The organism is Rufibacter roseolus (assembly GCF_017916365.1).
In the GTDB taxonomy this organism is placed as follows: Bacteria; Bacteroidota; Bacteroidia; order Cytophagales; family Hymenobacteraceae; genus Nibribacter; species Nibribacter roseolus.
In genome coordinates, this window is sequence record NZ_JAFMSU010000003.1 from 308,860 (window position 1) to 332,449 (window position 23,590).

General features: G+C 51.8%; 20 protein-coding genes. 12 read left to right on the forward strand and 8 right to left on the reverse strand.

All coding sequences use genetic code 11. The features are described 5' to 3' along the window. Positions 1 to 209 precede the first annotated feature (209 nt). A complete protein-coding gene (locus tag J3P35_RS17115; RefSeq protein WP_210465893.1) occupies positions 210 to 629 on the forward strand; it encodes a hypothetical protein in 420 nt (139 codons plus the stop codon). A gap of 101 nt (positions 630 to 730) precedes the next feature. Here the strand turns inward: J3P35_RS17115 and J3P35_RS17120 are convergent, their stop codons facing one another. The 6 genes from J3P35_RS17120 to J3P35_RS17145 all read right to left on the reverse strand — a co-directional run bounded on the left by J3P35_RS17120 (position 731) and on the right by J3P35_RS17145 (position 4,942). Then, on the reverse strand, positions 731 to 1,132 hold the full coding sequence (locus tag J3P35_RS17120; RefSeq protein WP_210465894.1) for a c-type cytochrome: 402 nt from the start codon (positions 1,130 to 1,132) through the stop codon (positions 731 to 733). Positions 1,133 to 1,136: 4 nt separating this feature from the next. Continuing rightward, positions 1,137 to 1,781, reverse strand: coding sequence for an SCO family protein (locus tag J3P35_RS17125; protein WP_210465895.1), 645 nt, complete (start codon positions 1,779 to 1,781; stop codon positions 1,137 to 1,139). Further along, positions 1,778 to 2,200: a hypothetical protein gene (locus tag J3P35_RS17130; RefSeq protein ID WP_210465896.1), complete on the reverse strand. Its 423-nt coding sequence runs from the start codon at positions 2,198 to 2,200 to the stop codon at positions 1,778 to 1,780. Before J3P35_RS17130 ends, J3P35_RS17125 begins: the two co-directional genes overlap by 4 nt. A 576-nt stretch (positions 2,201 to 2,776) precedes the next feature. Further along, the gene (locus J3P35_RS17135) at positions 2,777 to 3,769 is read right to left on the reverse strand and encodes a hypothetical protein (protein ID WP_210465897.1); all 993 of its coding nucleotides are present in this window, start codon (positions 3,767 to 3,769) and stop codon (positions 2,777 to 2,779) included. Positions 3,770 to 3,882: 113 nt separating this feature from the next. Beyond that, positions 3,883 to 4,149 carry a hypothetical protein gene (locus J3P35_RS17140; protein WP_210465898.1) on the reverse strand — a complete coding sequence of 89 codons (267 nt, stop codon included), beginning with the start codon at positions 4,147 to 4,149 and terminating at the stop codon, positions 3,883 to 3,885. Positions 4,150 to 4,309: 160 nt separating this feature from the next. Then, on the reverse strand, positions 4,310 to 4,942 hold the full coding sequence (locus J3P35_RS17145; RefSeq protein WP_210465899.1) for a hypothetical protein: 633 nt from the start codon (positions 4,940 to 4,942) through the stop codon (positions 4,310 to 4,312). A gap of 1,031 nt (positions 4,943 to 5,973) precedes the next feature. On the opposite strand from J3P35_RS17145, the gene J3P35_RS17150 reads away from it, so the two are divergent. The 7 genes from J3P35_RS17150 (at position 5,974) to J3P35_RS17180 (ending at position 15,690) form a co-directional block, all read left to right on the forward strand. Beyond that, complete coding sequence (locus J3P35_RS17150) at positions 5,974 to 6,111, forward strand: hypothetical protein (RefSeq protein ID WP_210465900.1); 138 nt, start codon at positions 5,974 to 5,976, stop codon at positions 6,109 to 6,111. Between the two features lie 106 nt (positions 6,112 to 6,217). Next, positions 6,218 to 11,401, forward strand: coding sequence for a gliding motility-associated C-terminal domain-containing protein (locus J3P35_RS17155; RefSeq protein ID WP_210465901.1), 5,184 nt, complete (start codon positions 6,218 to 6,220; stop codon positions 11,399 to 11,401). Positions 11,402 to 11,407: 6 nt separating this feature from the next. Further along, positions 11,408 to 12,430 carry a PorP/SprF family type IX secretion system membrane protein gene (locus J3P35_RS17160; protein WP_210465902.1) on the forward strand — a complete coding sequence of 341 codons (1,023 nt, stop codon included), beginning with the start codon at positions 11,408 to 11,410 and terminating at the stop codon, positions 12,428 to 12,430. A gap of 504 nt (positions 12,431 to 12,934) precedes the next feature. Further along, the gene (locus tag J3P35_RS17165) at positions 12,935 to 13,327 is read left to right on the forward strand and encodes a hypothetical protein (protein WP_210465903.1); all 393 of its coding nucleotides are present in this window, start codon (positions 12,935 to 12,937) and stop codon (positions 13,325 to 13,327) included. Between the two features lie 284 nt (positions 13,328 to 13,611). Beyond that, complete coding sequence (locus tag J3P35_RS17170) at positions 13,612 to 13,815, forward strand: hypothetical protein (protein WP_246850340.1); 204 nt, start codon at positions 13,612 to 13,614, stop codon at positions 13,813 to 13,815. A 299-nt stretch (positions 13,816 to 14,114) separates the two neighbouring features. Beyond that, positions 14,115 to 14,678, forward strand: coding sequence for an HD domain-containing protein (locus tag J3P35_RS17175; RefSeq protein ID WP_210465905.1), 564 nt, complete (start codon positions 14,115 to 14,117; stop codon positions 14,676 to 14,678). Between the two features lie 22 nt (positions 14,679 to 14,700). Further along, a complete protein-coding gene (locus tag J3P35_RS17180; RefSeq protein WP_210465906.1) occupies positions 14,701 to 15,690 on the forward strand; it encodes an ABC transporter ATP-binding protein in 990 nt (329 codons plus the stop codon). 344 nt (positions 15,691 to 16,034) lie between these two features. Here the strand turns inward: J3P35_RS17180 and J3P35_RS17185 are convergent, their stop codons facing one another. Then, positions 16,035 to 16,325 carry a YciI family protein gene (locus J3P35_RS17185; protein ID WP_317195399.1) on the reverse strand — a complete coding sequence of 97 codons (291 nt, stop codon included), beginning with the start codon at positions 16,323 to 16,325 and terminating at the stop codon, positions 16,035 to 16,037. Between the two features lie 449 nt (positions 16,326 to 16,774). On the opposite strand from J3P35_RS17185, the gene J3P35_RS17190 reads away from it, so the two are divergent. The 3 genes from J3P35_RS17190 (at position 16,775) to J3P35_RS17200 (ending at position 21,123) form a co-directional block, all read left to right on the forward strand. Then, entirely contained in the window at positions 16,775 to 19,279 is a 2,505-nt protein-coding gene (locus tag J3P35_RS17190; protein WP_210465908.1) for an outer membrane beta-barrel family protein, read from the forward strand. 1,025 nt (positions 19,280 to 20,304) lie between these two features. After that, positions 20,305 to 20,592, forward strand: coding sequence for a DUF1456 family protein (locus J3P35_RS17195; protein ID WP_210465909.1), 288 nt, complete (start codon positions 20,305 to 20,307; stop codon positions 20,590 to 20,592). Positions 20,593 to 20,742: 150 nt separating this feature from the next. After that, positions 20,743 to 21,123, forward strand: coding sequence for a VOC family protein (locus tag J3P35_RS17200; protein ID WP_210465910.1), 381 nt, complete (start codon positions 20,743 to 20,745; stop codon positions 21,121 to 21,123). 338 nt (positions 21,124 to 21,461) lie between these two features. Here the strand turns inward: J3P35_RS17200 and J3P35_RS17205 are convergent, their stop codons facing one another. Then, positions 21,462 to 22,559: a type I restriction endonuclease gene (locus J3P35_RS17205; protein ID WP_210465911.1), complete on the reverse strand. Its 1,098-nt coding sequence runs from the start codon at positions 22,557 to 22,559 to the stop codon at positions 21,462 to 21,464. Positions 22,560 to 23,106: 547 nt separating this feature from the next. Between J3P35_RS17205 and J3P35_RS17210 the strand changes: the two genes are divergently transcribed. Then, a complete protein-coding gene (locus tag J3P35_RS17210) occupies positions 23,107 to 23,496 on the forward strand; it encodes a YybH family protein (RefSeq protein WP_210465912.1) in 390 nt (129 codons plus the stop codon). Positions 23,497 to 23,590 lie beyond the last annotated feature (94 nt).

Below are 23,590 nucleotides of genomic sequence, written 5' to 3' on the forward strand. Positions count from 1 at the left end.
TGGGAACTTCTACGGTAAATGCCTGCTCCCTTTTCAGGGCCCGGTCTGAGACATAATTCATTCAGGGTTTTTACCCTAATAGCTCGTAGGGATAAATACGTATTTTTCTACAATTTCTGAGATTATTTTAATTAAGTCCAGACTAAATAAATTGCAATCACGTAGGAAGATTCATGTGAACAAAGTCAAACTTAACCTTTCACTTAGCTATGAAAATTAACGCATTGAATTGGGGTGCGGCTTGCGCTCTGGCAGCCATGATGGCTTTCTCGTCTTGCAGTGGCGGAAACAAAGAAGACCAGGCAAACGGCACCACTACAGACAACAGTACAGTGGACAGCAACACCATGGATGATGGTACCAGCACTACCACTGACATGAGCTCAGATACCATGGGCACTACCACCGGAACCACAACCGGGACCACTGGTACAACCGGTACCACAGGCACTACCGGGTCAACCGGCGGTACTACCGGAACCACTGGTACTACTGGTACAACTGCCGGAACCACTGGTACCACCGGAACAACAGGTACTACTGGTACAACCGGAACAACAGGCACTACTGCCGGTACTACTGGTACAACCGGAACAACAGGTACTACTGCCGGTACTACAGGCCGTTAATACCCCAGCCAGATTCTGGCTTTAACGTATTGCCTGAAAAGCAAAAAAGCGCATGTGGTTCTTCAACCATCTGCGCTTTTTTCTTTTAAAGGCATCTTTTCTTACGGGCAATTCTTCACCTGCTCCCTGATTTCCCCAAAAGAAACCCGCCGGGACGGTGATTTGAATTCTTTCTGCATGTAATTGATGATATTGGTAAGGTCTGCCTCAGACAACTTTGCATTACCTGGCATAGGCTGGTTGTATTGCCGACCATTGACCATGATAGGGCCTTTTATGCCTTTGCGCAGGAGACAGGCCAGAATATCGCGGTTCTTCTCTATATAGTCTGAGTTTACCAGCGGCGGGATGACTCCCCTGAGCCCCTCCCCGTTCTCCAGGTGGCAACTGGCACAGTGACGCCCATAGAGCAACTCTCCTTCCTGGCCCCTTTCCGTAAAACAGCTTGAAAGCAAGACGCCCAGGAAAAGGAAAAACAGCAGGTACTTTGCACTGTAACCCATACCGCTACTTCTTTTCTGCGAGCAGCACATCCATGTCCCGCATCAGTTTGTCTACGTCCTGGGCGTTGGTGCCGTCATAGTGACCGCGCAGGCGACGTTGCTCGTCTACCAGCAGGAAAGCGCCGCTGTGCTCAAATCCGCCGGGCACGGTCTTGTCCACCATGGCGCTGGTGAAGTAGTATTTCTGAGCCATGTCCAGGATGGTGTCGCGGTCGCCGGTCAGGAAATGCCAGGTATTGCTTTTCACCCCCAGTCTATCGGCGTAGTCACGGAGCACGGCCACGGTGTCATGGGTGGGGTCAATGGAGTGCGAGAGCAAGGTTACCCGCGGGTTGTCTTTGTACTTCTCATACACCCGCAGCAACTGGCTTTTCATCTTAGGACAGATAGACGGACAAGAGGTGAAAAAGAAATCCGCCACGTAGATCTTGTTGGCTACCGTTTGCTGGGTCACCATCTGGCTGTCCTGGTCCAGGAAGGCGAAATCAGGAATGGAATGGTATATGGTGTCTACGCTTGGTTTACCGTCTACCATGGTTACTTTGGGCTCGCGCGGACCCAGGATGGGTAACTGCTTGTTTTCCGGGGCCGAGGTACAGGCCGTGGCCAGCACCACTCCCAGCCCAAGCGCTAAAAGGGTATTTTTCATTTAGAAGTTCTGTAAAGGGAATTCAGGGAATCGGCGGACCGTAGGCTTTGGGCAATGGCGCGGCGCACCTCTTCTATTTTAACTTTTTCCTGCTGCAGGTAAGACAGGGCCTCATCTGGCACTTTTCCTTCCGGCGACTTGTACCCATGCATCCACTGCATCATGCGCTCATCGGCGCGCACCAGATCAGAGATCCCGTTTGTGAGGCTTCGGCGGGCCAGCGTATCCTGCACCACCACCGAGTCTTTCAGGTAGGCAAGTTCCTTGCGGCGGGAATACAGGTCGCCCATTTTGGCCATGGCTGAGTCATGGAGCGCCAGCACCTCTGTTTGCAACACCTCTACTTTCTTTTCCGGCGAAGGCGCGCAGGACGCCAAAACCAAAGCCAGGAAAAACAGCGGAAGCCGTGAAGTCTTCATATAGGAATACATTTTCAGGTGCAAAGGTAGATGCTACACCCATAGAACGCACTGCTTTCCGGTAGATTATCAAGGATTCTGTTTTAGAACCATCCTGTTTCAGGGCTGTTTATGTAAAAGCAGGGGCAATCCCCTGTGGTTGCCCTTGATGTTGGCGAGCAAAGTTTAGGTTGTTGGCGATAACACCAACAACAGCAGAAAATTGCAAGGGCAATCTCCGCTGGCGCGAGCCGCTGGCTCGTGTCCGCACGCATTCCTCAACATTGCCTTGCTGAAGAGGAAAAGGGGCTCTGCAATACATGTGGACACGAGCCAGCGGCTTGCGCCAGCGCAGTTACTTTATTCAATAAGGGCAACCACAAGGGATTGTCCCTACATGTTCAAAAAATATCAGGTATCATGAGAGACAAAGCGGTGCCTGTCCTCTACAAAAAACAGGCACTTGGTTTTGGGCCTGTTTTCACTAAATGAGCGCTGAAACAGAAAGATCACAAATCACACTTATATAAAACAAACTTATATAAAACAAAGAGCGGCTGCCTGGTGGGCAGCCGCTCTTTGTTCAGTGGTTTCTAATTACCAGCTGAAGTCTTCGCGGGAAGGGGGTTGCGTTCCCTGGCCTCTCACGTGGCCGCTGCTTGGGTCGTAGCGGCGGTCCTGGCCTTCTTCTGAGCGGTAGTCGCGGTCGTTACCCCAGCTCAGGGAGCCGGCCATGTTGCCGTAGTTCTCGCTTCTGCCACCCTCGCCTTGTTGGTTGTGGTGTTCCCGGTGCGGTCTGTTGTAGTCAAAGTTAGCGCCGCCCTCGGCCTGGGTTCTGCGGTCAAAGCCGCTGCTCAATTGGCCCAGCTGCCGGCCGCGCTCATACTCGCCCCGGTTGTAGTGGGATTGTGAATCGTCATAGATCTCGTAGCGGCTGTCATCGCCTCGGCGGGAGATATCATTCGTCCCGATGTCTCTCACACCGCCTCTTGAGCCGGCCCGGTCTGAGGGTTCCCAGCCTCTGGTGTTGTCTGCGCCGCGGCTACCCGGACGGCCGGAGCCATCGTACTGCTCGCGCTCGCCGGGGGCAAAGCTGTTGTGGTCGCGGTAGGCGCCGTAAACCTGGCGGTTTACGTGGCGGTCTTCTTCGCGGCCGTGGCCACTGCTCCAGCGGGAACCGTCTCCTGAATTCTGGTTATGCGAGCCGCCTCTGGAAGACCCGAAGCCCTGGGCTCCGCCGTAGCTGCCCATGTTTCCGAAGTTGCGGGTGGAGTGTTCCAGACCGTTGTTGTCTTCGTGAGCGCCCATGTTATCAAAGCGCTCTCCGCGGCGGTTGGGGTCCCGGCCATAGTCACGGGGCAGCTCGTGGTCTCTTTCCCGGCGGCGGTCCTCATTGGAGCCCTGGTACTGGTTGCTGCGGTAATCATTGCTGATATCGCGGTCATTGAAGTTGTTCCGGCGGTCCAGGCGGTCGTAGTCCCGGTCGCGGTCATTGTCCAGGCGGTAAGATCCGCGGTACTGGTCTTCATCGGCGCGCCGATTATCTGAACGGTGATGACCACGGTCATCTGGTCTATGGTTTCTGTTCATGGTGTTAGACTTTTGGTGTAACAAACAGCTTATGTAAACGGCAAGAAAGGCGATCCGGTTTTAGGCCCGTTTTCAGAAAGCGGGCTTAAAACCGGGTCGCCTCCAGTTCCGCGCTATTTGGTGCGCAGGTTGTTCGCGTTGCTGCCGTCCAGCTCAGTGGTGTCTTCCTCGTCCTCGGCGGCCACGTTCCCCTCAGAGAAGCGGCCTTCGGGCTCATGGTCCAGAAAGTCTGCCTCAATGGCCTGCAGGCGGCTGCCGCCCAGGTCTGGCTTGGCGGTCTCATCATCCTCCGTCTTGCTTCCTTTTACCGGAACGGGGTTTTCATCTGGCAAGCGTTTGCTCTCGTCAGAATTGGTGATGTTGTCGTTTTGGATAGGCATAGGTTGGGTCTGTAAATGAAAGCAGCCACTGCGGCTACCTCTATTTTATTTGTACGCTCCCAACTGAAAATGTTTGGTACCAAATCATGAAGAAGCCCGTTTTGAGGCTGTTTTACAGAAAACAACCCAAAACGGGCCTCTTTTAAATAGCTGACTTTCTTTAGTTTTCGCTGAAGGGCTCCATCTTGATCTTCTCAATCATAAGGTACTTCTTGAACTCGTGCAGCATGCGGGCCATCTCCTTGTCCTGCTCCTCCATCTGGTGCTTCTCGGCGTCGGCGGAGTGGATGGCGGTGCGGAGCTGCTCCAGGCTCACGGCCATGTGGTCGCGGGCTTCCTGGGCGCGGGCGCGCAGTTCGTCCTCAGACTGGAGGGCGGCAATGTTGGTATCCAGTTCCTGCAAGCAGACCTCCAGGAAGGGGATCATGTCCCAGGGGTTGTTGGGGCGGTTCCAGGTGAACTCAATATTACAGCGGCGGCATTTGTAGCGGTTAGATTTCCAGCCCAGTTCATTCGTGGCCACGCTGGTTTTCTTGAGCATATCGGCTTTGCTGCAGGTAGGGCACTGCGCATGATCCTCTATGATGCCTTTGAGGGTCTCGTGCTTGTCCATCACCTGCTGCCTGAAATCGGCGTGGCTGTAAATTTTTTCGGTGAGCCGTTCACAGGCGGCATTCAACTCCTGGTGCTCCTCTGTTAAGGTGCCTTCCGCAGCCAACCGCTCGCCCCGCTTTTTGAAGAAAGTGATGAGCTTGATGACTTCTCTCTCGTTTTCCGTGATATGCTGCTTCATGTGATGGATCCTGATGCTTATTTACCCAAAGATACAAAAAGCATCCGTACCCACTTAGCCTGCTCATTGGCAACAACATTCTGGCTGACTTCTTTCTTAAGTTCTTTTTAACAGAAAGAGGCCGCAGCAAAACCCTTCATGCCTCCCTTTGACCTTTGGCAGATGTCCAATACAAAGAGGAGCCTTCCTAGCCAGCAGTAACAAGGGAAGTTTTGGACCTGTTTTTTGAAAATCGCCGCAAAAACATGCCTGGCAGACTGCCAACCATGCTTTCCCCGAAAGGCAAGTTGATTGAAATGAAAAGAACCGTGGCTGATGATAAAAAACAACCAACCTGTTTTGGGCCTGAAATCTGAGAAAAAGGGAAAGAATAAGAGAATGGCTCTCAGCGGGAAGGAAACCGGAAGGGGGTAAAATAAAAAAGCCTCTCCTTCCGTAAGGAAGAAGAGGCTGAAAAAGAAGGGGCAGGCGGTTCATATGTCATCAGCGTCTGTAGCATATCCCCCAATAAGCACCAGAACTTTTGACGCCCCTGCAATGCAGAAGTGCTCCGCCGCCCCTTTATATCTTCAATGTTGTGATCAACAAACTGTCTTTGTTGTTTTAACTGTGTCAAAGGTAATAGGTTTTTTTCGCCCTGCTACTGGAATTCGGTGAGCGGCCCGTTTTTCCGGTTAAACCTGCCCTTTTCAGGGTTGAAAGTTTTTTTCAGTTTTTTTCTGACTCAGAATCCTTCAATTCACCTCTTTCACCCTTCTTTTTCTCTCCCCTTTTAGGAGATAACGTGTCTAAATTAGGAAATAAAAGCACATCCTAGTTTACTTCCTATCACTTTGTTAAAATAATTATATTACAATATTGAGTGCAAAAAATTTATCTTTGACGGAATTATTGAACTAAAGGTTACAATAAGTTTGTTAGGCCCCCATAAACCTGACATACAACATGATTTTTTTAGACTAAATACTTTTTAAACCCAAGCACAGACAAAGACAAAAATTCCTCCTTAGTACAATTTAAAAATACTATATATGAAACAACTATACATTCTCTCTCCCCTTCAATCCTCTGCTTTCATCAGCAAGCCACAGCAGAAAAATAATTTTGGTTTCCCAGAGAAGAACCCTTCTCAGATAGTGATTGGGCAGACCTCACCCCAACTGGTGTAATTACTCGCTCAGCGCAAAAATCATGACACTTGGCACTAGGTGCCCTGGGCCTGCTTTTGCGTGTCCTATATTCTCCTAATAACCATTCTTATTCTTTTCTGGCACCATGGCGCCTTTAAAAAAGTTCTTTCAATCACTGGGCTTCCTGTTCCTGTTGAGCTTTGTCTCCTATGCCCAAAATTGCCCCGACAAGCCTGATGTCTCCCTGGCTGATGCCAACGAGGAGAACTTCACCCGATGTAGTTCGGTAGGCGGATCTGTTGAGTACAACCTGGTGGTCTCCAACATCTCCACCACTGCCTCCAAAAACAAAGAGTACACCATAGAGTGGGGCGACGGAACCTCTAACACGTATCCGGCTTCTTTTACCAACGCCAGCCACGTCTACAAAACCCAGGGTAGTTTCAACCTGAAATTCACCATCACCAACCAGAACGGTTGCTCTGACAGCAGAATTTACTCGGTTTTCAACGGCAGCACGCCCGGGATTGGTATCCAGAGCCCCAACAACACTTCAGACTGCGCCCCGGCCGCCTTTACCTTCGGGATCACCGGGACCCAGGGCAACGCCCCCAACACCACCTACGCCATCTGGTTCGACGACGGTACCGACACCCTCCGCTACACCCAGGCCACCCTTCCCTCTACCATTACCCACGCTTTCACCAAATCTTCTGAGGGAAAACCCAAAGGTTTCACCATGTACGCCGTGGCCTACGGCTGTATCCCTAAGCAGGCCGAAGTAAGCGGAATCATCATATCGGCCAAACCAATCCCGGCCTTCAGCATGACTCCGGAGAGCCCTTTCTGCGCGAACCAGGTAGTAACCCTGAATGACCAAACCAAAGGAGGCTTTAACGGAAACAACGTAGGCGGGAACACGAGCGGCTACCGCCGGCTATGGACTATCTTGCCCAACGTGGGTTGGGAGTTCACCAATTCCACCAACGCTTCGTCTACCAGCCCTTCTATACGCTTCACCCAGAACGGCACCTACAGAATCTCCTTAGCGGTAACGCCAACGGGTACCAGCACCACCTGCCAGGGCGACTCCATTATCAAGGTGGTGGAAGTGCGTGATATCCCTTCTGCGCCTACCGCCTCTCCCGCTACCATTTGCTATAACACCACCGCCACCCTCAAAGCGCAAGGCGATGCCCCTATGTTTAAATGGTATGCCTCGGCTACGGCCACCACACCTTTGGCTACCGGCGCCACTTTCACCACGCCTCTTCTGAAAGCCAACACCACTTACTTTGTGGAGGCTGCCCTGAACAGCAGCGGTTGCGCTAACCCAACGCGGGTTCCAGTCACCGTTACCGTTATCCCGCTTCCAGCCCTTCCGGCGGCGCCGGATGTGACGACCTGCTTGGGCAGCAGCGCCACTATAAAAGCCACCGTGGCGGCGGGGAACAAAGTTTACTGGTACGCTACCGCCACCAGCGGCGATACCCTGGCTACCGGTACTACTTTCACCACCCCCGCCCTGAGCGCCACCACCACATATTACGCCGCCACTGTATCTGCGCAAGGATGTTTTTCCTCGACTAGAAAAGCCGTAAAGGTGACAGTACAGCCCGTGGTAACAGACAACACGATCAGTGCCCCGCAAACCCTTTGCCTTGGCGAGTCTGCCGCTACGCTTACCGGTACTACTCCTAAAGGCGGCTCCGGTACTTATACCTTTGTCTGGGAAAGCAGAACCCAAAACACGACGTTCGCCAAAGCGGCCGGCACTAGCAACACGGCTACCTATAATCCAGGCGCCCTTACGCAGACCACCTGGTTCAGACGAGTGGTTACCTCCGGTAGCTGTACCAATATCTCTGAGCCAATCCAGATCACGGTAGTACCCGCCATAACTAACAATACCTTTGCGGCCGCTCCGGAAATAGTTTGCTACGGCTTCACTACCACTTTAAACGGTTCTATTCCAGCCGGCGGAAACGGCGGCACCCCGGTTTATCTCTGGGAAATGAGTACCACCAGCGACCCAGCAGGGTTCAAAGCTGCCGAAGGCGCCAATACTGGTCAGTCTTATGTTACCGGCGCGCTTAAGGCAGATACCTGGTTCCGTAGGAAAGTGACCATTGACGGTTGCACCCAGTCTTCTGCGGCGGTTTTGGTGTCTATCAATACTTTCTCCTTCCCGCCAACGGTAGCTAATGCCACCATCTGCAACGGCGGCACGGCCACCCTCACGGCCACCGCTCCCGGCGGACCTTACGAGTGGTACACCAGCGCCACCGGAGGCACTCCGTTCTTTACCGGCGACCAATACACCACCCCAGCCCTTACTTCTAATACTTCTTACTTTGTGCAAAGCCGGGCTATTGGCAACTGCTCAGAGGCGCGCACCGAGGTGAAAGTGACGGTATTGCCGGTGATCTCCAACAACACCATTGCCGGGGAACAGGTAGTCTGCCAGGGCAGTGTTCCTGCGGCCCTGACCGGGTCAAAACCATCGGGCGGAAACGACACCCCGGTATATACCTGGGAAAGCAGCGTGAACGGCTCCAGCTTCGCCGCCGCCGCTGGCACCAACACAAACCAGAACTACACGCCAGGTGCCTTAACCCAACCTACCTGGTTCCGCCGCAAAGTGACCATGGGTCCATGTGTGGATTATTCCCCTGCGGTTAAAGTGGACGTGACGCCGGTTCTCAACCCGGTTACCATGCCTGCTGATCTGACGGTGTGCGACAATTCCTCCTCGCCCATCATCCAGGTGCCAGCGGCCACCGGCGGAAACGGCACCTACACCTATAAGTGGGAGAAAAGTATCACCAGCGCTACCGCAGGGTTCACCACCGCCACCGGTGCTTTTGAAGAAGCTACCTACGCCCCGGGCATTCTGCGCGCCACTGCCTGGTTCAGGAGAATCACTTACTCAGGAAGCTGCCAGATTGTGAGTGCAGCGGTGAAAGTGACGGTACTGCCGTTACCGGCCCTCCCTATCGCCAAAGACGTAGTGACCTGCCAGAACGCCACTGCAACCTTAACAGCCACGCCGGCTTCTTCCGGGCAGAAAATCCAGTGGTTTGATGCGGCTACTGGTGGCAACCTGCTGGCCGAAGGCAACACTTTCACCACGCCGGTTCTACAAGCCAATACTTCTTACTTTGCCCAGGCCCTTTCGGCCAATGGCTGTATGGCTCCAACGCGGGTAGAAGTGAAGGTAACGGTGACCCCGCTACCCGCCGCGCCGGAGGCGATTGCCACCACGGTGTGCCACTCAGAAAAAGCCGTGATCAGCGTAAAGAACCCGGGTACCGACATCACCTATGAGTGGTTTGCAGCTTCTACCGGCGGTACGGCCCTGTTCAGAGGACCATCTTACACCACGGCTTCGCTTACCCAGGCCACTACTTACTATGTACAGGCTTTGGCAGGCGGCTGCGCCGGTCCTAGAACAGCCGTAGTTGTGACGGTGCAGGACCCAGTGGGTAACAACGTGCTTTCTGGCACGCAGGAAGTCTGCGCCGGCACCGGCACCACAACGCTTACCGGTACCCAGCCAACCGGCGGCACCGGCACCTACACCTACCAGTGGCAAAGCAGCACCGACGGAATTTCATTCTACAACATCGCCGGGGCAAGCCAGACTGAGAGCTACTCGCCGGGCACCATGTACCAGACCACCTGGTACCGCAGAGTCGTGAAATCCGGGACTTGCGTGCCGCACGTGAGCGCTGCCATTAAAGTGACGGTGAGTGAGTCTATCATCAACAACTTCATCCAGGACAATCAGGTTATCTTCATCAACACCGTTCCGGCGGCCTTTACCGGCACCTCGCCAACGGGCGGCACCGGCACGTACCGTTACCAGTGGGAAAGCAGCCTGGATGGGAAAACCTACACGGCCATTGCCGGCGCTACAGGCAAGACCTACACCTCAGGTGCTTTAAGCCAGACTACCTGGTTCAGAAGAGTAGTTGAATCAGGCGGCTGCCAGGTGATCAGTAATGTGGTGAAAGTATCGGTTAACTCTGCCATTACGGAGAACACCATCTACGAGGACCAGAACATCTGTACGGGCACGGCTCCTTTGACCTTGTCTGGCACCGACCCGATAGGCGGCGACGGTACTTTTAGTTACCTGTGGGAAATGAGCACCAGCGGTGCTACCTCCGGGTTTGTGACCGCCTCCGGTAATGCCACTAGCAAAACCTATAACGCCCCGGCCCTTACCCAGACCACCTGGTTCCGGAGAAAAGTAACCTCGGGTGGGGTTACCTCCATCTCCGATGCCGTGAAAGTGACGGTCTTCTCGGCGGTGACCAGAAACACCATCTCCACCGACCAGACGGTTTGTATCGGCTCAGCGCCTGCGCGCCTTACGGGGACCCTTCCGGCCGGAGGCAGCAACTCATACGCTTACGTGTGGGAAAGCAGCACCAGCGGCCCTACTTCTGGTTTCGGGACGGCCTTTGGCAACAGCACGGAGCAGAATTACACCCCGGGTGCCCTGCAGCGCACCACCTGGTTCCGCCGGAAAGTAGTATCAGGCAGCTGCTCAGACAACTTGAGCAACGTGGTACAGGTAACCGTGACCGCGCCGCAGCCGCCAAGTGTAACCGAAGCATCCATCTGCGCCGGCACCACCGCTACTTTGACCGCGGTTCCTGCTGTCAGTTCAACGGTGATCGAGTGGTTTGACCAGCCGGAAGGCGGCCGACTGATGGGTTCAGGCCTGACTTTCACCACGCCTATTCTGAAGGAGACCACCACTTTCTACGTGCGGTCTGTGACTCAGAACTGCGCCAGCGTGCGGATACCGGTACAAGTGAGCATCCCGGCGCCAACCGCCGATGCCGGCCCTGACCAGAACATCGTGCTGGGGAACTATGCTACCCTGGAGGCGAAAGGCGGCTTAACTTACAGATGGTCACCAAGCACCGGGTTGAACAACTCTCAGATCGCGAATCCAGTGGCCAAACCAACCGAGACGACTACCTACACCGTGACGGTCACCACGCAGGACGGCTGTACCTCTTCTGACCAGGTGACCATTACCGTGCTGAGACCAGTGGAAGTGCCCAACGGTTTCACGCCAAACGGCGACGGCATCAATGACAACTGGGAACTGCCTAACCTCAAGAGCTACCCAGATTGCCAGGTAGAGGTGTTCAACCGCTGGGGCAACAAGGTCTTTGAGTCAAAAGGCTACGAGAAACCATGGGAAGGCCGCCTGAACGGGCAGTCGCTGCCAGCCGCCACTTATTACTACATCATCCGCCTGGGCGGAAAACAAGCACCTATCACCGGAAACGTAACCATTATCAAGTAAGCCCATATGAAAAAGCTTGCCATCATAGTTCTATTCTTGGGTGTTCTGTCTCCGGCCATGGCGCAGCAGAAAGCCCAGTACAGCCAGTACCTGTTCAACAACTTCCTGCTCAACCCGGCCTTATCCGGGATTGAGAGCTACACCGATGTGCGCATGGGTACGCGCCGCCAGTGGGTGGGCGTGGACGGAGCTCCGGTTACCTATTACATCAGCGGGCACTCTTCTTTTGGGATGAGTGACCGGAATGCCCCGGTGGGCCCAGGTGCCGGCAGAGGGTTTATCCCCAAGCTGCCGTCCAAGAACCCGCGTTCTACCAAGTACCACAAATCAAGGCCGCACCACGGGTTTGGCGCGGTGGCGCAGGTAGATAAAACCGGTCCGCTGAGCACCACCAACCTGAACCTGACTTACGCCTACCACCACCCCATCACCCGGAAGGTGAACATGTCGGTGGGGCTGGCGGGCGGTATGATACAGACGCGTCTGAACGGGAACGAGCTGCACCTGATCAACCAGAACGACCCCACCGTGCGGCCTAACACCATGGGCCGGACCAACTTTGACCTGGGCCTGGGAACCTGGATTTATTCTGACTACTTCTACGTAGGCGCCTCGGCGGCCCAGCTCCTGACGAACACGTTCTCAAACCAGAACGAAGGCACCAACGACCCCGAGCAGAAGCTGCAGCCGCACTTCTTCCTGACCGGCGGGTACCGCATCAGAATCAGGTATGACTTCTCGCTGGAGCCTTCGGTGATGCTGAAACTGGCCAGCCCCAGCCCTTTGTCGGTGGATGTGAACTTCAAGGCCACGTACGCGAACCGTATTTGGGCCGGCATGTCTTACCGCCACGGCGATGCGGTAGCGGCGCTGGCAGGCATGAACGTGAACCACATTCTGGACGTGGGTTACTCCTATGACCTGACCACCTCGGGCCTGAACGCCGCCAGCGCCGGCAGCCACGAGCTGATTGTGGGCATCAAGCTCCGGAACAAAGCCCGGATGCTTTGCCCTGAGTGGCTCTGGTAGATTAGGAAAATACCCTTCCATAAGAAGCCCGCTTTACGCCTCTTTTCTTCAAAAGAGGCGTAAAGCGGGCTTCTTCATTTTACTGCCTTTTGCCTAAAACCAGACTTAAAACCCAGCCGGTAAGGAAGGATTTATAAGTGGCCAAAAGGTAGTCACCAACCAAAGGCTTCCCTGTTTCCATGCCTTAAGGACTTTAGCTTTAAGGACTTTAGCTTTCAAATTCTTCTCCGCACTTTAACATGGGTGCAATCATCTGACTTCCGGGATTGGATTCAGGGACTATACTTTTCATACATCAGTTTTACCCAGGAGGCTTTCTCCACCTGTCAATAATTGTACTTTAAAAACTTTATCGCTTAAATAATCTAATAAGCGGCTGTTTACGGCATTTCTGCTAAAACATGGTTTTCACTTCTCCGTAAAATCAACCAAAGACCAAAGTAAGACATTACTAAGATTATCCAACTCAAAACATACTCCACTTACCTTCTAATTTCACAACCCATGAAAAACTTTACTCTTTCCCTTTGCTTCGTATTTGCCCTGGCTTTTTCTGCCTCCGCGCAAGTGGCACCCCAGAACGAATCCGTTGAGAAGACGGCGGCCTCCATCAGCCGGTTAATGGTTCAGTCCATGGGGATGAATGAAGTGGAGTATATCCAGATCAGGAACTTAAACCAGGAACGTTTGGCTAAGGCCGCTGAGGCTTCCAGAAAATACGCCAGCGATGGTTCTAGCCTGGAGGCTTCTTTGCGCGAGATTGAAGAAGAATTTGAAAACAAGCTTTTCACCATCTTGAATAGCCGCCAATTAGAGGCCTACGCCGCATTTAAAGCCAAACCAGAAGCTAATTTCCTGTCTTTGGTTGAGCAGGTTTCTCCCAAGGCCAAGAAGTAAGACATCATATCCTCCTGAACAGGAAGAGGGCCCCAAGTTGAGGGCCCTCTTCTTGTTTAGAGAAATCACCAGCCAAGGCAAGACCCAATGAAGAAAAAGCTACCTTTACGCCCGCAATCCCCCAGATGGGCCTTGACTGTTTTGCACCACCGGTTAGTGATTGTCTTCCTGCCCGCTTTTACACGTATACAAGTAATTTGAAGAACCCAGGTCTTTGCCGCAAGCAGGAAAGGCCTTAACTCTTTTTGCCTATGGAATGGTTTAAAATATATAACCCCAAAGCCATGAATTCTTTCCAGTTCATTGCGGTGACGGGATTGGTGATGTCTGCGGTGGCGCATATTCTCATGCACCTGTGGGGCAAGGAAGTAGATTCCTTCAACTACCTGTACCTTTGCTGGGGAGCGCTCTTCGTGTTTGGGTCTATCCAAAACCTGCGGCACAAACCCGAGGACGATGACCACCATCATCACCACCACCATCATTAATGAGAGAATGACTGAAGGAGTGCATGAGAGAATTGGGTGGGTACTTTTGATCCCCTAAGAGAAGATCTGATGATGACTTCCTGGCATTACGGCTCACCTACTAAGCTATTTATTTCGTTAATAATCAGCACCGGGATTCATGCCCATTTTTACGAAAGGAAGGTCAAACCATGAGGTGGCCTTCCTTTTGCTTTAAAGCCCGTTTATAAAAAAGCAGGCTCTAAACAGGCCCGGGCAGTAGGCAATTCTTGTGCATCTGCGGCAACCGGGCTAACTTACTCGTTTAAATTCCATTTAAGATGACCAGAGAAGAAGCCTCACAGATCTTACACCAATATACCAAAGGAGACAGCCTTCTACGCCACGCCCGCACCGTTGAGTTGGTGATGCGCGCCTACGCTCAAAAGTTAAACCAGGACCCCGAACTCTGGGGCAACACCGGCCTCCTACACGATGCTGATTACGAAGCTTTCCCCGATCGTCACCCGCACGTAGTGGTGGATCTCCTGCACGAGCGCGGCGAGGAAGAAATGGCCTATGCCATCTCGGGGCACTACAGCCACTGGGGCGTACCACACAATAGCCTCCTGGACAAAGCCCTGCTGGGTTGCGATGAGATCACCGGTTTTGTGGTGGCCTGCGCCCAGGTGCGCCCACAGCGCCTCTCAGGCTTGGAGGCCAAATCGGTGCTGAAGAAACTGAAACAGGCCAGCTTTGCGGCATCGGTAGACCGTGGTGAGGTGCGTTTGGGTGCCGAGCTGCTCCAAGTAGACTTAACCGCCCACATTGACTTCATTATCCAGGCCCTGCAACCCCATGCCGAGGAACTACAACTGACGCCGGTCTCCACCGAGGCTTCCTAACAGAAGACTCTTTTCCATTTTTATGACGTTTTTACAAGTAGCCGGCATTTCCAAGCAGGGCGAAAAAGAGGAGGTCCTCAAGGACATCAGCTTTAGCCAGCAGGAGTTCCAGAAGATTGCCATCGCCGGGGAAACGGGCTCAGGGAAAAGCACTTTGCTCAAGATCATCGCTGGCCTCATCCAGCCCGATGCCGGCACCGTCACGTTTGAGGGCGACCGCGTGAAAGGCCCCGCTGAGAAACTGGTGGCCGGTCACCCCGGCATCGCCTACCTTTCCCAGCAGTATGAGTTGCCCGAGTTTTTGCGTGTGGAGCAGGTGTTGCGCTATGCCAACTCGCTGCCGCAGGAAGACGCTGAGGAACTGTATGCCGTGTGCCACATCAATCACCTGCTCAGCCGCAGAACCGATCAGCTCTCGGGTGGCGAGCGCCAGCGCATTGCCCTGGCCCGGCTGCTGCTCACCTCGCCCAAACTACTCCTGCTCGATGAGCCTTTCTCCAACCTGGACACCACCCACAAAAACCTCCTGAAAACCATCATCCAGAACATCAGCGAGCAACTAGACATCACCTGCATCCTTATCTCCCATGACCCGCTGGACAGCCTCTCCTGGGCCGATGAAATCCTGGTGATGCAAGCCGGCACAGTTTTGCAGAAAGGCACCCCGCAAGAGATTTACCAGAGACCCGCCAATGAGTACATCGCCGGGCTGTTCGGGAAATACAACTTGCTCACAACCGAACAAGTCCAGGCCTTTCTTGAAGGTTCAACAGTCAGCCTCAACGGAAAAAGCGTGCTGATCCGGCCGGAGAGTTTCCAGATTGGAGCAGAAGGAAATGGTACAGTGAAGGGAAAAGTCAATTCCATTACGTTCTTCGGGAGCCACTATGAATTGCAAGTAACCTTATCCTCCGGCGAGGTTCTGGTCAGAACAGGACAAGGGAACTTCAAAAAAGGCGACACGATCTTTCTTTCCCTTGTCCCGAACAAAGTGTGGTCTTTACCGGCATAGCCGCTTCACCTATTGTTAACTGAACTGTAAGTAAAAGGCAAGTATCTGCCTAAGGGTATTGCCACGCATTCCGTCCCCCTTTGAAGGGGGTAGGGGGATGACAAGGCAGTATGAAGAACCAAGTTGCTTTACTAAAGGGCGAAGGCTTCAATGTAGCTCTTCAATCAAGGACAACCGCAAGGGATTGCCCCTACGCTTCGGGAATGCGTGTGATCAGCACGAGCAATCATCCCCCTCCCCCCTTCAAAGGGGGACGATACGCTTAAAATAAAAGGAGCTTCGGGGCTGTTTTCTAAAAAACAGCCCCGAAGCTCCTTTTGCATGTTGAGGCACGCTTTGGGTGACTAGACTACAGCTACTCTGAATGGCTTGATGTCTACTTTCTCCCAAACTTTCTGAAGGAGATAAGGCTCCTGGTCCAGGTAGGCTTGCAGGGCAGCTTCGTTCTCAAACTCAACAACCAGGGTAGAACCGATCATCTTCTCTTCGGGGCTGAGCATGGCGCCCCCTAAAACAAAGTTTCCAGAGGCTTTCAGTTTCTTTACCATTTCCAAGTGATCCGGGCGGGTAGCCATTCGGCGGTCAAGGGCTTGGGCATCGGTGTAATCAAAGGCGGTGATAAGGTATTGTGGCACGAGAATTAGCGTTAGTTCTGGCTTTGAAGGTACAGAAAATACCCAAACCATGTTTCATGACGACGAAAATCCGTGTCAAACCTGGGCTAATCTAAATGCTCGCCTGCAGATTTATTGAGTTATCAGAAGCGAGCAGGAAAGCATTACTCTCAGATAGAAGTTGACTCTGGATTACCTATCCAGCTTGTCCCGATCAGCAAAAAAAGGCAATGAGAAAGAAAGCATCATATTCTATTGACTGTCCTGCTCGTTTCGGGGCTGTTTTGCAGAAAATGGCTCTTAAGCAGAGACATTTGGAGCAGATTTGTCTCCTGCTCGTTTAAACCAAAGGCTGGAAATTGTGTCAAAGGAACTCCGCCAAGCCAGTGAATAAGAAGTAGTGGAGAAGTGAAGTCGCTGGTGGAGGATCTTTCCTGTTGCTTTAATCCCCCTTTGCCCGTTCTGTCTGTATGGCCAACGTAAAACAGCTTCTTCTCCAAACCATTATTGGCTTGCTGGCTATGCTGGCAGTCCTTGGCCCCTCTCCTATGAAGGCGGCACCTGCAAGGGCGTCCATTTGGCAAACCAATGGGGTTCCGGTTTCAGGGACGGTGGTGAGTGCCGTAACCAAGGCGCCCGTGGATTTTGCCACGGTAGCGCTGCAGGAAAAAAGCGGTACACTCATCACCGGGGTACCCTGCGACCAGAACGGCAAATTCACCTTCCCCAAAGTGGCCCCTGGCGACTATAACCTGGTTATCAGTTTCATCGGGTACAGAACCAAAATACATCCTATTCAGGTCTCGGGCGGAACGGCGCCCATTCAATTAGGGCAAATTTTACTGGATACTGACAGCAAGGCCCTGGAGGAAGTGGTGGTGACCGGCGAGAAAAACCTCATCCAGGAAACCGATGACGGCATGGTGTACAACGCCGAGAACGACATCACCAACATCGGGGGCACCGCCGCCGACGTACTTAAAAAGGTGCCTTCGCTGTCTATGGACATGGATGGCAACGTGGAGATGCGGGGCAGTAACAAAATCAAGATCCTGATCAACGGCAAACCCTCTACCATGCTCGCCGATAACCTGGCCGAGGCCCTGCAGCAGATTCCGGCGGATATGATCAAAAGCGTGGAGGTGATTACCAGCCCCTCGGCGAAGTATGACGCGGAGGGCACCGCCGGAGTGGTAAACATCATCACCAAGCAAAGCTCTATTGAAGGCATGACCGGCCAGGTGACTGCCACCGCCGGAAACCGCAGCAACAACCTGAACACCAACCTGAACGTGCGCAAAAAGAAACTGGGCCTGCGGGCCAGCGTGGGCGGCAACTTCAATGACCGACTGGGTGATTCTGAGTCTGATCAGGTGTATTTCCGGGAGGAGAACCTCATCCAGACGCCTACCAAGCTTATCCAGCAGAGCAGCGCCTTTGAGAACAACGGCCGCTCGTTCTTCTCGCAACTGGGCGCCGACTATGACTTTAACGAGCACAACAACCTTAGTGCCAGCATCAGGGTGAACCGCTCCCGGAACCTGAGTGACCGCACGCTCTCCACCGCGCAGTTCACCCCATCGGGTGAAGAGCAGACAGAGAATTACCGGTTCCGGGACATTGACAACCTTAACCGCAACAACGGCGTGGAGACCAACCTGCACTACAAAAAGCGGTTCAAGCGGAAAGACCAGGAACTGGATGTAATGGCCATCTTCAACAGCAACGCCAGCTACAGCGACTACAGCCTGACGGAAGAAAACCGCACCGCCCAAATTACTCGCCTGGAGCAGAGCGATAACCACAGCACCGGCCAGGAGTTCACATTCCAGGCCGATTACGCGCATCCGTTTGAGAAACTGGGGCGGCTGGAAGGCGGCATAAGGGCGGTACTCCGCAACTCGGGCAGTGACTATAATTTCCTTTTCTCCCGCGCGGCTGATGCACCTTTGACCGAGGACCCGGCACGTTCCAACCTGTTCAGCTACGATCAGGATGTATACTCGTCTTACCTCTCCTATACCTTAAGATGGAAGAACCTGTACACCCTGCGCGTGGGCGGCCGCTATGAATACACTTCGGTGACGGGAGAGTTCGCCACGAACAACATAGAAACCAACCTGGACCGGCCTTTCCACAACTTCATGCCCAACCTGATGCTGATGCGGCGCTTCAGCAAAGACCAGCGCCTGCGCCTGAGCTACGCCACCCGCATCCAGCGGCCGGGCATGAACCAGTTGAACCCTTACCGCAACGAAAGCAACCAACTCAACATCCGGTACGGCAATCCCAACCTGGAAGCCGAGATCACCCATAACACCGAGCTGAACTACAGCTGGCTCCTGAAAACCACCAGCTTCAATGCCTCCATGTACTGGCGGCAGACAAACAATGACATCAACCAGTACCAGTTTCCCATTCGGGAAAACAACGACACCCTGAACACCACCTTCGCCAACCTGGGCAAGAACGCCACCTATGGTACCAGCCTTAACGCCACTACCCGTTTCAAAGAAAAGGGCCAGATTGGCGTGAACCTGAACCTGTTCTACAATGACCTCACCAGCTTTGTGGGCCGCAACCTGATCCAACGCTCGGGCTTTATGTACAACCTGGGCGGCAACGCCTCTTACCGCTTCGTGAACGACTTGAGTGTGCAAACGGCCGGTTCCTTCAACTCGCCCCGGCTTTCCCTGCAGAGCCGCAGCACCTACAATTACTCCTACAGCCTGGGCCTGCGTAAAGAGTTCTGGAAGCGGAAAGGTGGCGTGAGCCTTAACGTAGAGAACTTCCTGTTCAGCAACAACTCCATCCGGACTACGGTCACCAACACCAACTCCAGCAATTTCAACCTCAATAACAACTACAACCGCGTAGTGCGGGTGAGTTTTAACTACCGTTTCGGGAAAATGGAGTTTAAACGGGATAAGGCTTTGGAGAAGTTTACCGGAGGGGAAGGAAAGAAGAAAGGATAATTCAGGATTTTTCTTCTCTCATGTTGCTGGTTCAAGTCTGTGACTTGGACCTACTATGGCCTGCAGTTTGCAACTGCAGTGAGGCGCTAGCCTTAAACTCGGATTTCGCTTGCGTTGTGCGGAGAGTTAGCGACGGCGCTCTCCGCACTTCCCGGACAGCCAATCTCCTGATTGGCGAATTGGCAGAGGTTCCAGTTGGCAGTATATCCCCGCTATAGGTGTTCTCACCAACGACATCAACTACCATAAAATTCACTAACCGCAGCTACCTCTCAATTTCTCCCTTACCAAGCCTCTTGGCTGGAGTCGCTCCCTGCCCGCGTTTGTCACTTTTCTCCTTGATGAGAAAAGTAACCAAAAGAATCAAGAAGAAAAGAAACTCGCTGACGCTCAAACAGTCTTTTCTTCATTCTCTGTGACACCTCGCCAATGTCCTCTGTTGCATAGCTTACTTACGCTACTGCCAATTGCAGAGCCACTAATTGCGCTCGGCGGAGGTTGGGTTACGCAAGCGCCCAACCTCCGCCTCTCTGCATGTGCCTGCCTTGCCTTAGAGCCGCTGCAATGCCTGCAGCGTCCTTCGGACGGGTGGAACGCTAGCGTGGTTGTCTTATAATAATTGATTGCAGAATATAGAGACCAGGCACCGCCTTGTCTCCAGCGGGTTATCCGCACTAACCGGCGACTACCTGCAAGGACACTCACAAGAGGTGCCCCTACATGATCTAGTTTTTCTCCCACCAATCTTATTCGCTATTATTTGTGTTGTCACCAAGAAATAGAATTACGGTTTAGTTAATCACCCTCGTTTAGTTAATCACCCTCTTTAATTAGGCGTGGACACCACATCCTTCATACTTTGGGTATGAAAAAGGCTTGCACCGCATCATTAAGACGCTACTATCTGGTTGTCTAAGGCAAATCCTCCATCGTTTTTAGGGACCAAATTAATTTAACCTTTGGGATACATGCTTCCTTTTCTGCTGCGTATATGTACTTTCGCGGACAGATAAATACGAGAGACTATGACCAACAATGATATCATGAAGAAACTGCGCGTGGCGCTTCAGCTCCGGGATGATGACATTATCGATATCCTGGGTCTGGTTGATTTCAAGGTGACCAAGAGCGAATTAGGCGCCATTTTCCGGAAAGAGGACCATCCTAACTACAAGCCTTGCGGCGACCAGCTACTGCGCAACTTCCTCAATGGTTTGGTGATTCACATGCGCGGCACTCCCGAGGAAAAGAAACCAACGGCTACTCCGGCGCCTGCCCGCAAACCTATGTCTTACCCGCCCCGGAAAAAATAAGCACCGCATTCTTACTTGTCGTTTAGGGCCTTTTTTAGTAAAGCAGGGCTTAAACGGTTTTTTATTTTTTTACCGCTTGTTTGGGTTAAGACACAAACGGCTGCACCTATGGACCGGGTATTTTCCTATCTTAAGGTAAAACTTAGCACTATGGAAAAAGTATCTGTGCCCGAAGGCTATCAAACCGTGATGCCGTACCTCATTGTACCCAATGCCGCCCAGTTCATGGATTTTCTGCAAAAGGTTTTCCAGGCTGAGGAAAAATTCAGAACTGCGCGCGAAAACGGTAGCATCATGCATGCAGAAATGATCATTGGAGACAGCACCCTCATGCTAGCCGAAGCCACCAAGGAATGGTCGGCGCAGCCCGCAGGCCTCTACATCCACGTCGCGAACGCCGACGATACTTACCGCACTGCCTTAGCCCAGGGAGCCACCTCCCTGATGGAACCCGCTGACCAACCCTATGGTCGCAGTGGAGGCGTCAAAGACCCCTTCGAAAATACCTGGTGGGTGACCTCGGCTTTGTAAAAAGCAGTAGTCTACCTTTCCAACTAAAAATCACAGGGTAAACTTGTGGACTCCTGTTTACAAACTATTTCCTGTGAACAAGCCTAAATCCGTTTGCCTAAAAGGTATTTTTGGACTACTGCAATCCGCGAATCTTAAATACAACGGGTACACTTTAGATAATAGTTGCCACTGGAAAGAAATACACATTGGGTCCAATAACGGCCTGATTGATGTATAAAATGGTAGAAAATGTATAAAGCATGAAAGTATCTCCCATACAATAGAAGGTAGATTCATAAAAAAAGTCAGCCCAATTAGTTTTAGTTGGGCTGACTTTAAGGAATTAGAGTCAAACTTTAGTTAGCGGAAACAGTTTTCAAATCATAGCTTAATGCTGTGTTAATTAATTGGTCGGCATGAGCATAAATATCATCAAGGCCTTGCAATTCATGTCTGGACTCTTTTTTAGATTCATCAAAAAGCACAATCGTTTTTTTAGCACCTTCTAAATTCAAACGGCAAATAGGACGGCGGTTATTATCATCTAACAATATGCCAAAATAGCTTTGGGTATCTCTATGAAATACCCTGTTTGCATCTACTTTCCCTCTCAAAATAGACCGAACAATATAGAAAGCTTCCTTCTCCATTTCTGTGGTAATTACTTTGTTGATTGGCTCATTGTTCACCGGCTGAACGGTGGTTTCTTCTTCCACTCTGGCATGCACGAAGCCTCTATCCTCTTCAGATGCTAAAGCAGATTTCAGCCTGTCACTTATCATTTCTGTGACTAAACCATTAATGGACTTCTTAACCAAACCGGTAAATTGTTCTAAAACTTTCGCAGTAATTGCGCCTGATACAATTTGTTTAGTAAAGTGCTTAACGAAGGCATCAGAAGGGCTTGCCATCTCTTCAAGCATGATTCGTTTAATCTCCTTCGCATATTTGAGTTCAGTGGCTGAACTCAGGATGTTCTCTAGGCTGAAGTGAGACTTGTGGTACTTTTTGAGCTCAAACAAGGTATGCTCATTTACTTCGGTAATATTGAATTCCCAAAAAGGTTTATCATCCATCTTATTAGCCTCAACCAAGTCTGTATAAAACCTGTAGGTAATCCCATTTGTGAGAACCCCAAAACGGGCTGCTGTGACATGGAAATACCGATGAAGCTGAGAGTTATGTACATCTAATTTTTCTTTCCAGTGCTTACATTCAATGATAATAGAAGGAGCGCCATCTTTGAAAATGCAATAATCAACCTTCTCCCCTTTCTTAATTCCCAAATCAGCAATGAACTCGGGCACTACTTCCATTGGGTTAAAAACGTCATACCCTAAAGCAGAAATAAAGGGCATCACAAAAGCCATTTTAGTAGCTTCTTCTGTCTGAATAGAATCCTGCATACGAGATACCTTCTCGCCCAGCGTTTTTATTACATCTTGAAAATCCATAATTGTATAAAATTTTAGTATTAAATAGGTTTAATATTACAAAAGGTAGATAATTTCTTTCACAATGTAAAACCTACATTAAAAAACATAACAATTAGCAAATGCCATATAATTTTTATCAGGCAACAAACTAAAAGGAAATGCACGAGCGTACGCTAGGGTATTTCCTTTTTCCATCTTCTTTCAGGTCATTGACCTTTCCTTATTACCCGATTTATTTATACCTTCCTGTAGAAGAACAATTTACCACTGCCAGACAAATGACAACTGGTGCCCATGCAGCGGATATGGGCTGTATTTCAGGCCTGTTTTCCTCAAATCTGCCCGGAAACGCACTGCTTCTATGACGCTTCTGGCAAGTACTGTTTCTGCATTCTCATTCCCCACAACGGCGGCTATCACTTTCCCGCAGCTGTCGGTAATCTCTCAGGCTCACCCAGAACACCCCGGTGGGGAGTATTGCATCGGCCACAAGACAGGCGGGCTCTGCGCTGCTCCCGGATTACTGATTCTAAGTTTTCTCACCATCCTCAAAAACCAGAAACTTATGCAAACAGCTGAATCAACCATCACCGATGAGATCAAAACCCAATGTCGTGAATTTGAAAACGCCTTTGCCAGAGGAGACGCCGCCGGCATAGCCTCCCTCTATACCCAAAATGGCGTGATACTACCTTCGGGCAGCGACATAGTACGGGGCAAAGAAGGCATCAGGCAGTTCTGGCAAGGCGCCATAGATGCGGGTATAAAAGCATGCCGTCTGGATACCTTTGATGTAGAACAAGTGGACAATACCGCCATAGAGATGGGCTACTACACCTTACTGGGAGATGGCAGCCAAGCGCTTGACCGAGGCAAATACCTGGTGGTCTGGAAAAAAGAAGCGGGCGACTGGAAGCTCCAGAAAGACATATGGAACAGCAATCCGGCCTCTTAGCACCGGCGCAAACTTCACCATAATACTTCATGAAAGCCTTGAAACAGCAAACCTTCCTGAAAACTCTGGAGGCTGCTGTTTTAAGGCTTTCTTT

Coding starts and splice junctions, on each gene's coding strand:
- J3P35_RS17115 (WP_210465893.1), top strand. CDS start 210: ATGAAAATTAACGCATTGAATTGGGGTGCGGCTTGCGCTCTGGCAGCC.
- J3P35_RS17120 (WP_210465894.1), bottom strand. CDS start 1,132: ATGGGTTACAGTGCAAAGTACCTGCTGTTTTTCCTTTTCCTGGGCGTC.
- J3P35_RS17125 (WP_210465895.1), bottom strand. CDS start 1,781: ATGAAAAATACCCTTTTAGCGCTTGGGCTGGGAGTGGTGCTGGCCACG.
- J3P35_RS17130 (WP_210465896.1), bottom strand. CDS start 2,200: ATGAAGACTTCACGGCTTCCGCTGTTTTTCCTGGCTTTGGTTTTGGCG.
- J3P35_RS17135 (WP_210465897.1), bottom strand. CDS start 3,769: ATGAACAGAAACCATAGACCAGATGACCGTGGTCATCACCGTTCAGAT.
- J3P35_RS17140 (WP_210465898.1), bottom strand. CDS start 4,149: ATGCCTATCCAAAACGACAACATCACCAATTCTGACGAGAGCAAACGC.
- J3P35_RS17145 (WP_210465899.1), bottom strand. CDS start 4,942: ATGAAGCAGCATATCACGGAAAACGAGAGAGAAGTCATCAAGCTCATC.
- J3P35_RS17150 (WP_210465900.1), top strand. CDS start 5,974: ATGAAACAACTATACATTCTCTCTCCCCTTCAATCCTCTGCTTTCATC.
- J3P35_RS17155 (WP_210465901.1), top strand. CDS start 6,218: ATGGCGCCTTTAAAAAAGTTCTTTCAATCACTGGGCTTCCTGTTCCTG.
- J3P35_RS17160 (WP_210465902.1), top strand. CDS start 11,408: ATGAAAAAGCTTGCCATCATAGTTCTATTCTTGGGTGTTCTGTCTCCG.
- J3P35_RS17165 (WP_210465903.1), top strand. CDS start 12,935: ATGAAAAACTTTACTCTTTCCCTTTGCTTCGTATTTGCCCTGGCTTTT.
- J3P35_RS17170 (WP_246850340.1), top strand. CDS start 13,612: ATGAATTCTTTCCAGTTCATTGCGGTGACGGGATTGGTGATGTCTGCG.
- J3P35_RS17175 (WP_210465905.1), top strand. CDS start 14,115: ATGACCAGAGAAGAAGCCTCACAGATCTTACACCAATATACCAAAGGA.
- J3P35_RS17180 (WP_210465906.1), top strand. CDS start 14,701: ATGACGTTTTTACAAGTAGCCGGCATTTCCAAGCAGGGCGAAAAAGAG.
- J3P35_RS17190 (WP_210465908.1), top strand. CDS start 16,775: ATGGCCAACGTAAAACAGCTTCTTCTCCAAACCATTATTGGCTTGCTG.
- J3P35_RS17195 (WP_210465909.1), top strand. CDS start 20,305: ATGACCAACAATGATATCATGAAGAAACTGCGCGTGGCGCTTCAGCTC.
- J3P35_RS17200 (WP_210465910.1), top strand. CDS start 20,743: ATGGAAAAAGTATCTGTGCCCGAAGGCTATCAAACCGTGATGCCGTAC.
- J3P35_RS17205 (WP_210465911.1), bottom strand. CDS start 22,559: ATGGATTTTCAAGATGTAATAAAAACGCTGGGCGAGAAGGTATCTCGT.
- J3P35_RS17210 (WP_210465912.1), top strand. CDS start 23,107: ATGCAAACAGCTGAATCAACCATCACCGATGAGATCAAAACCCAATGT.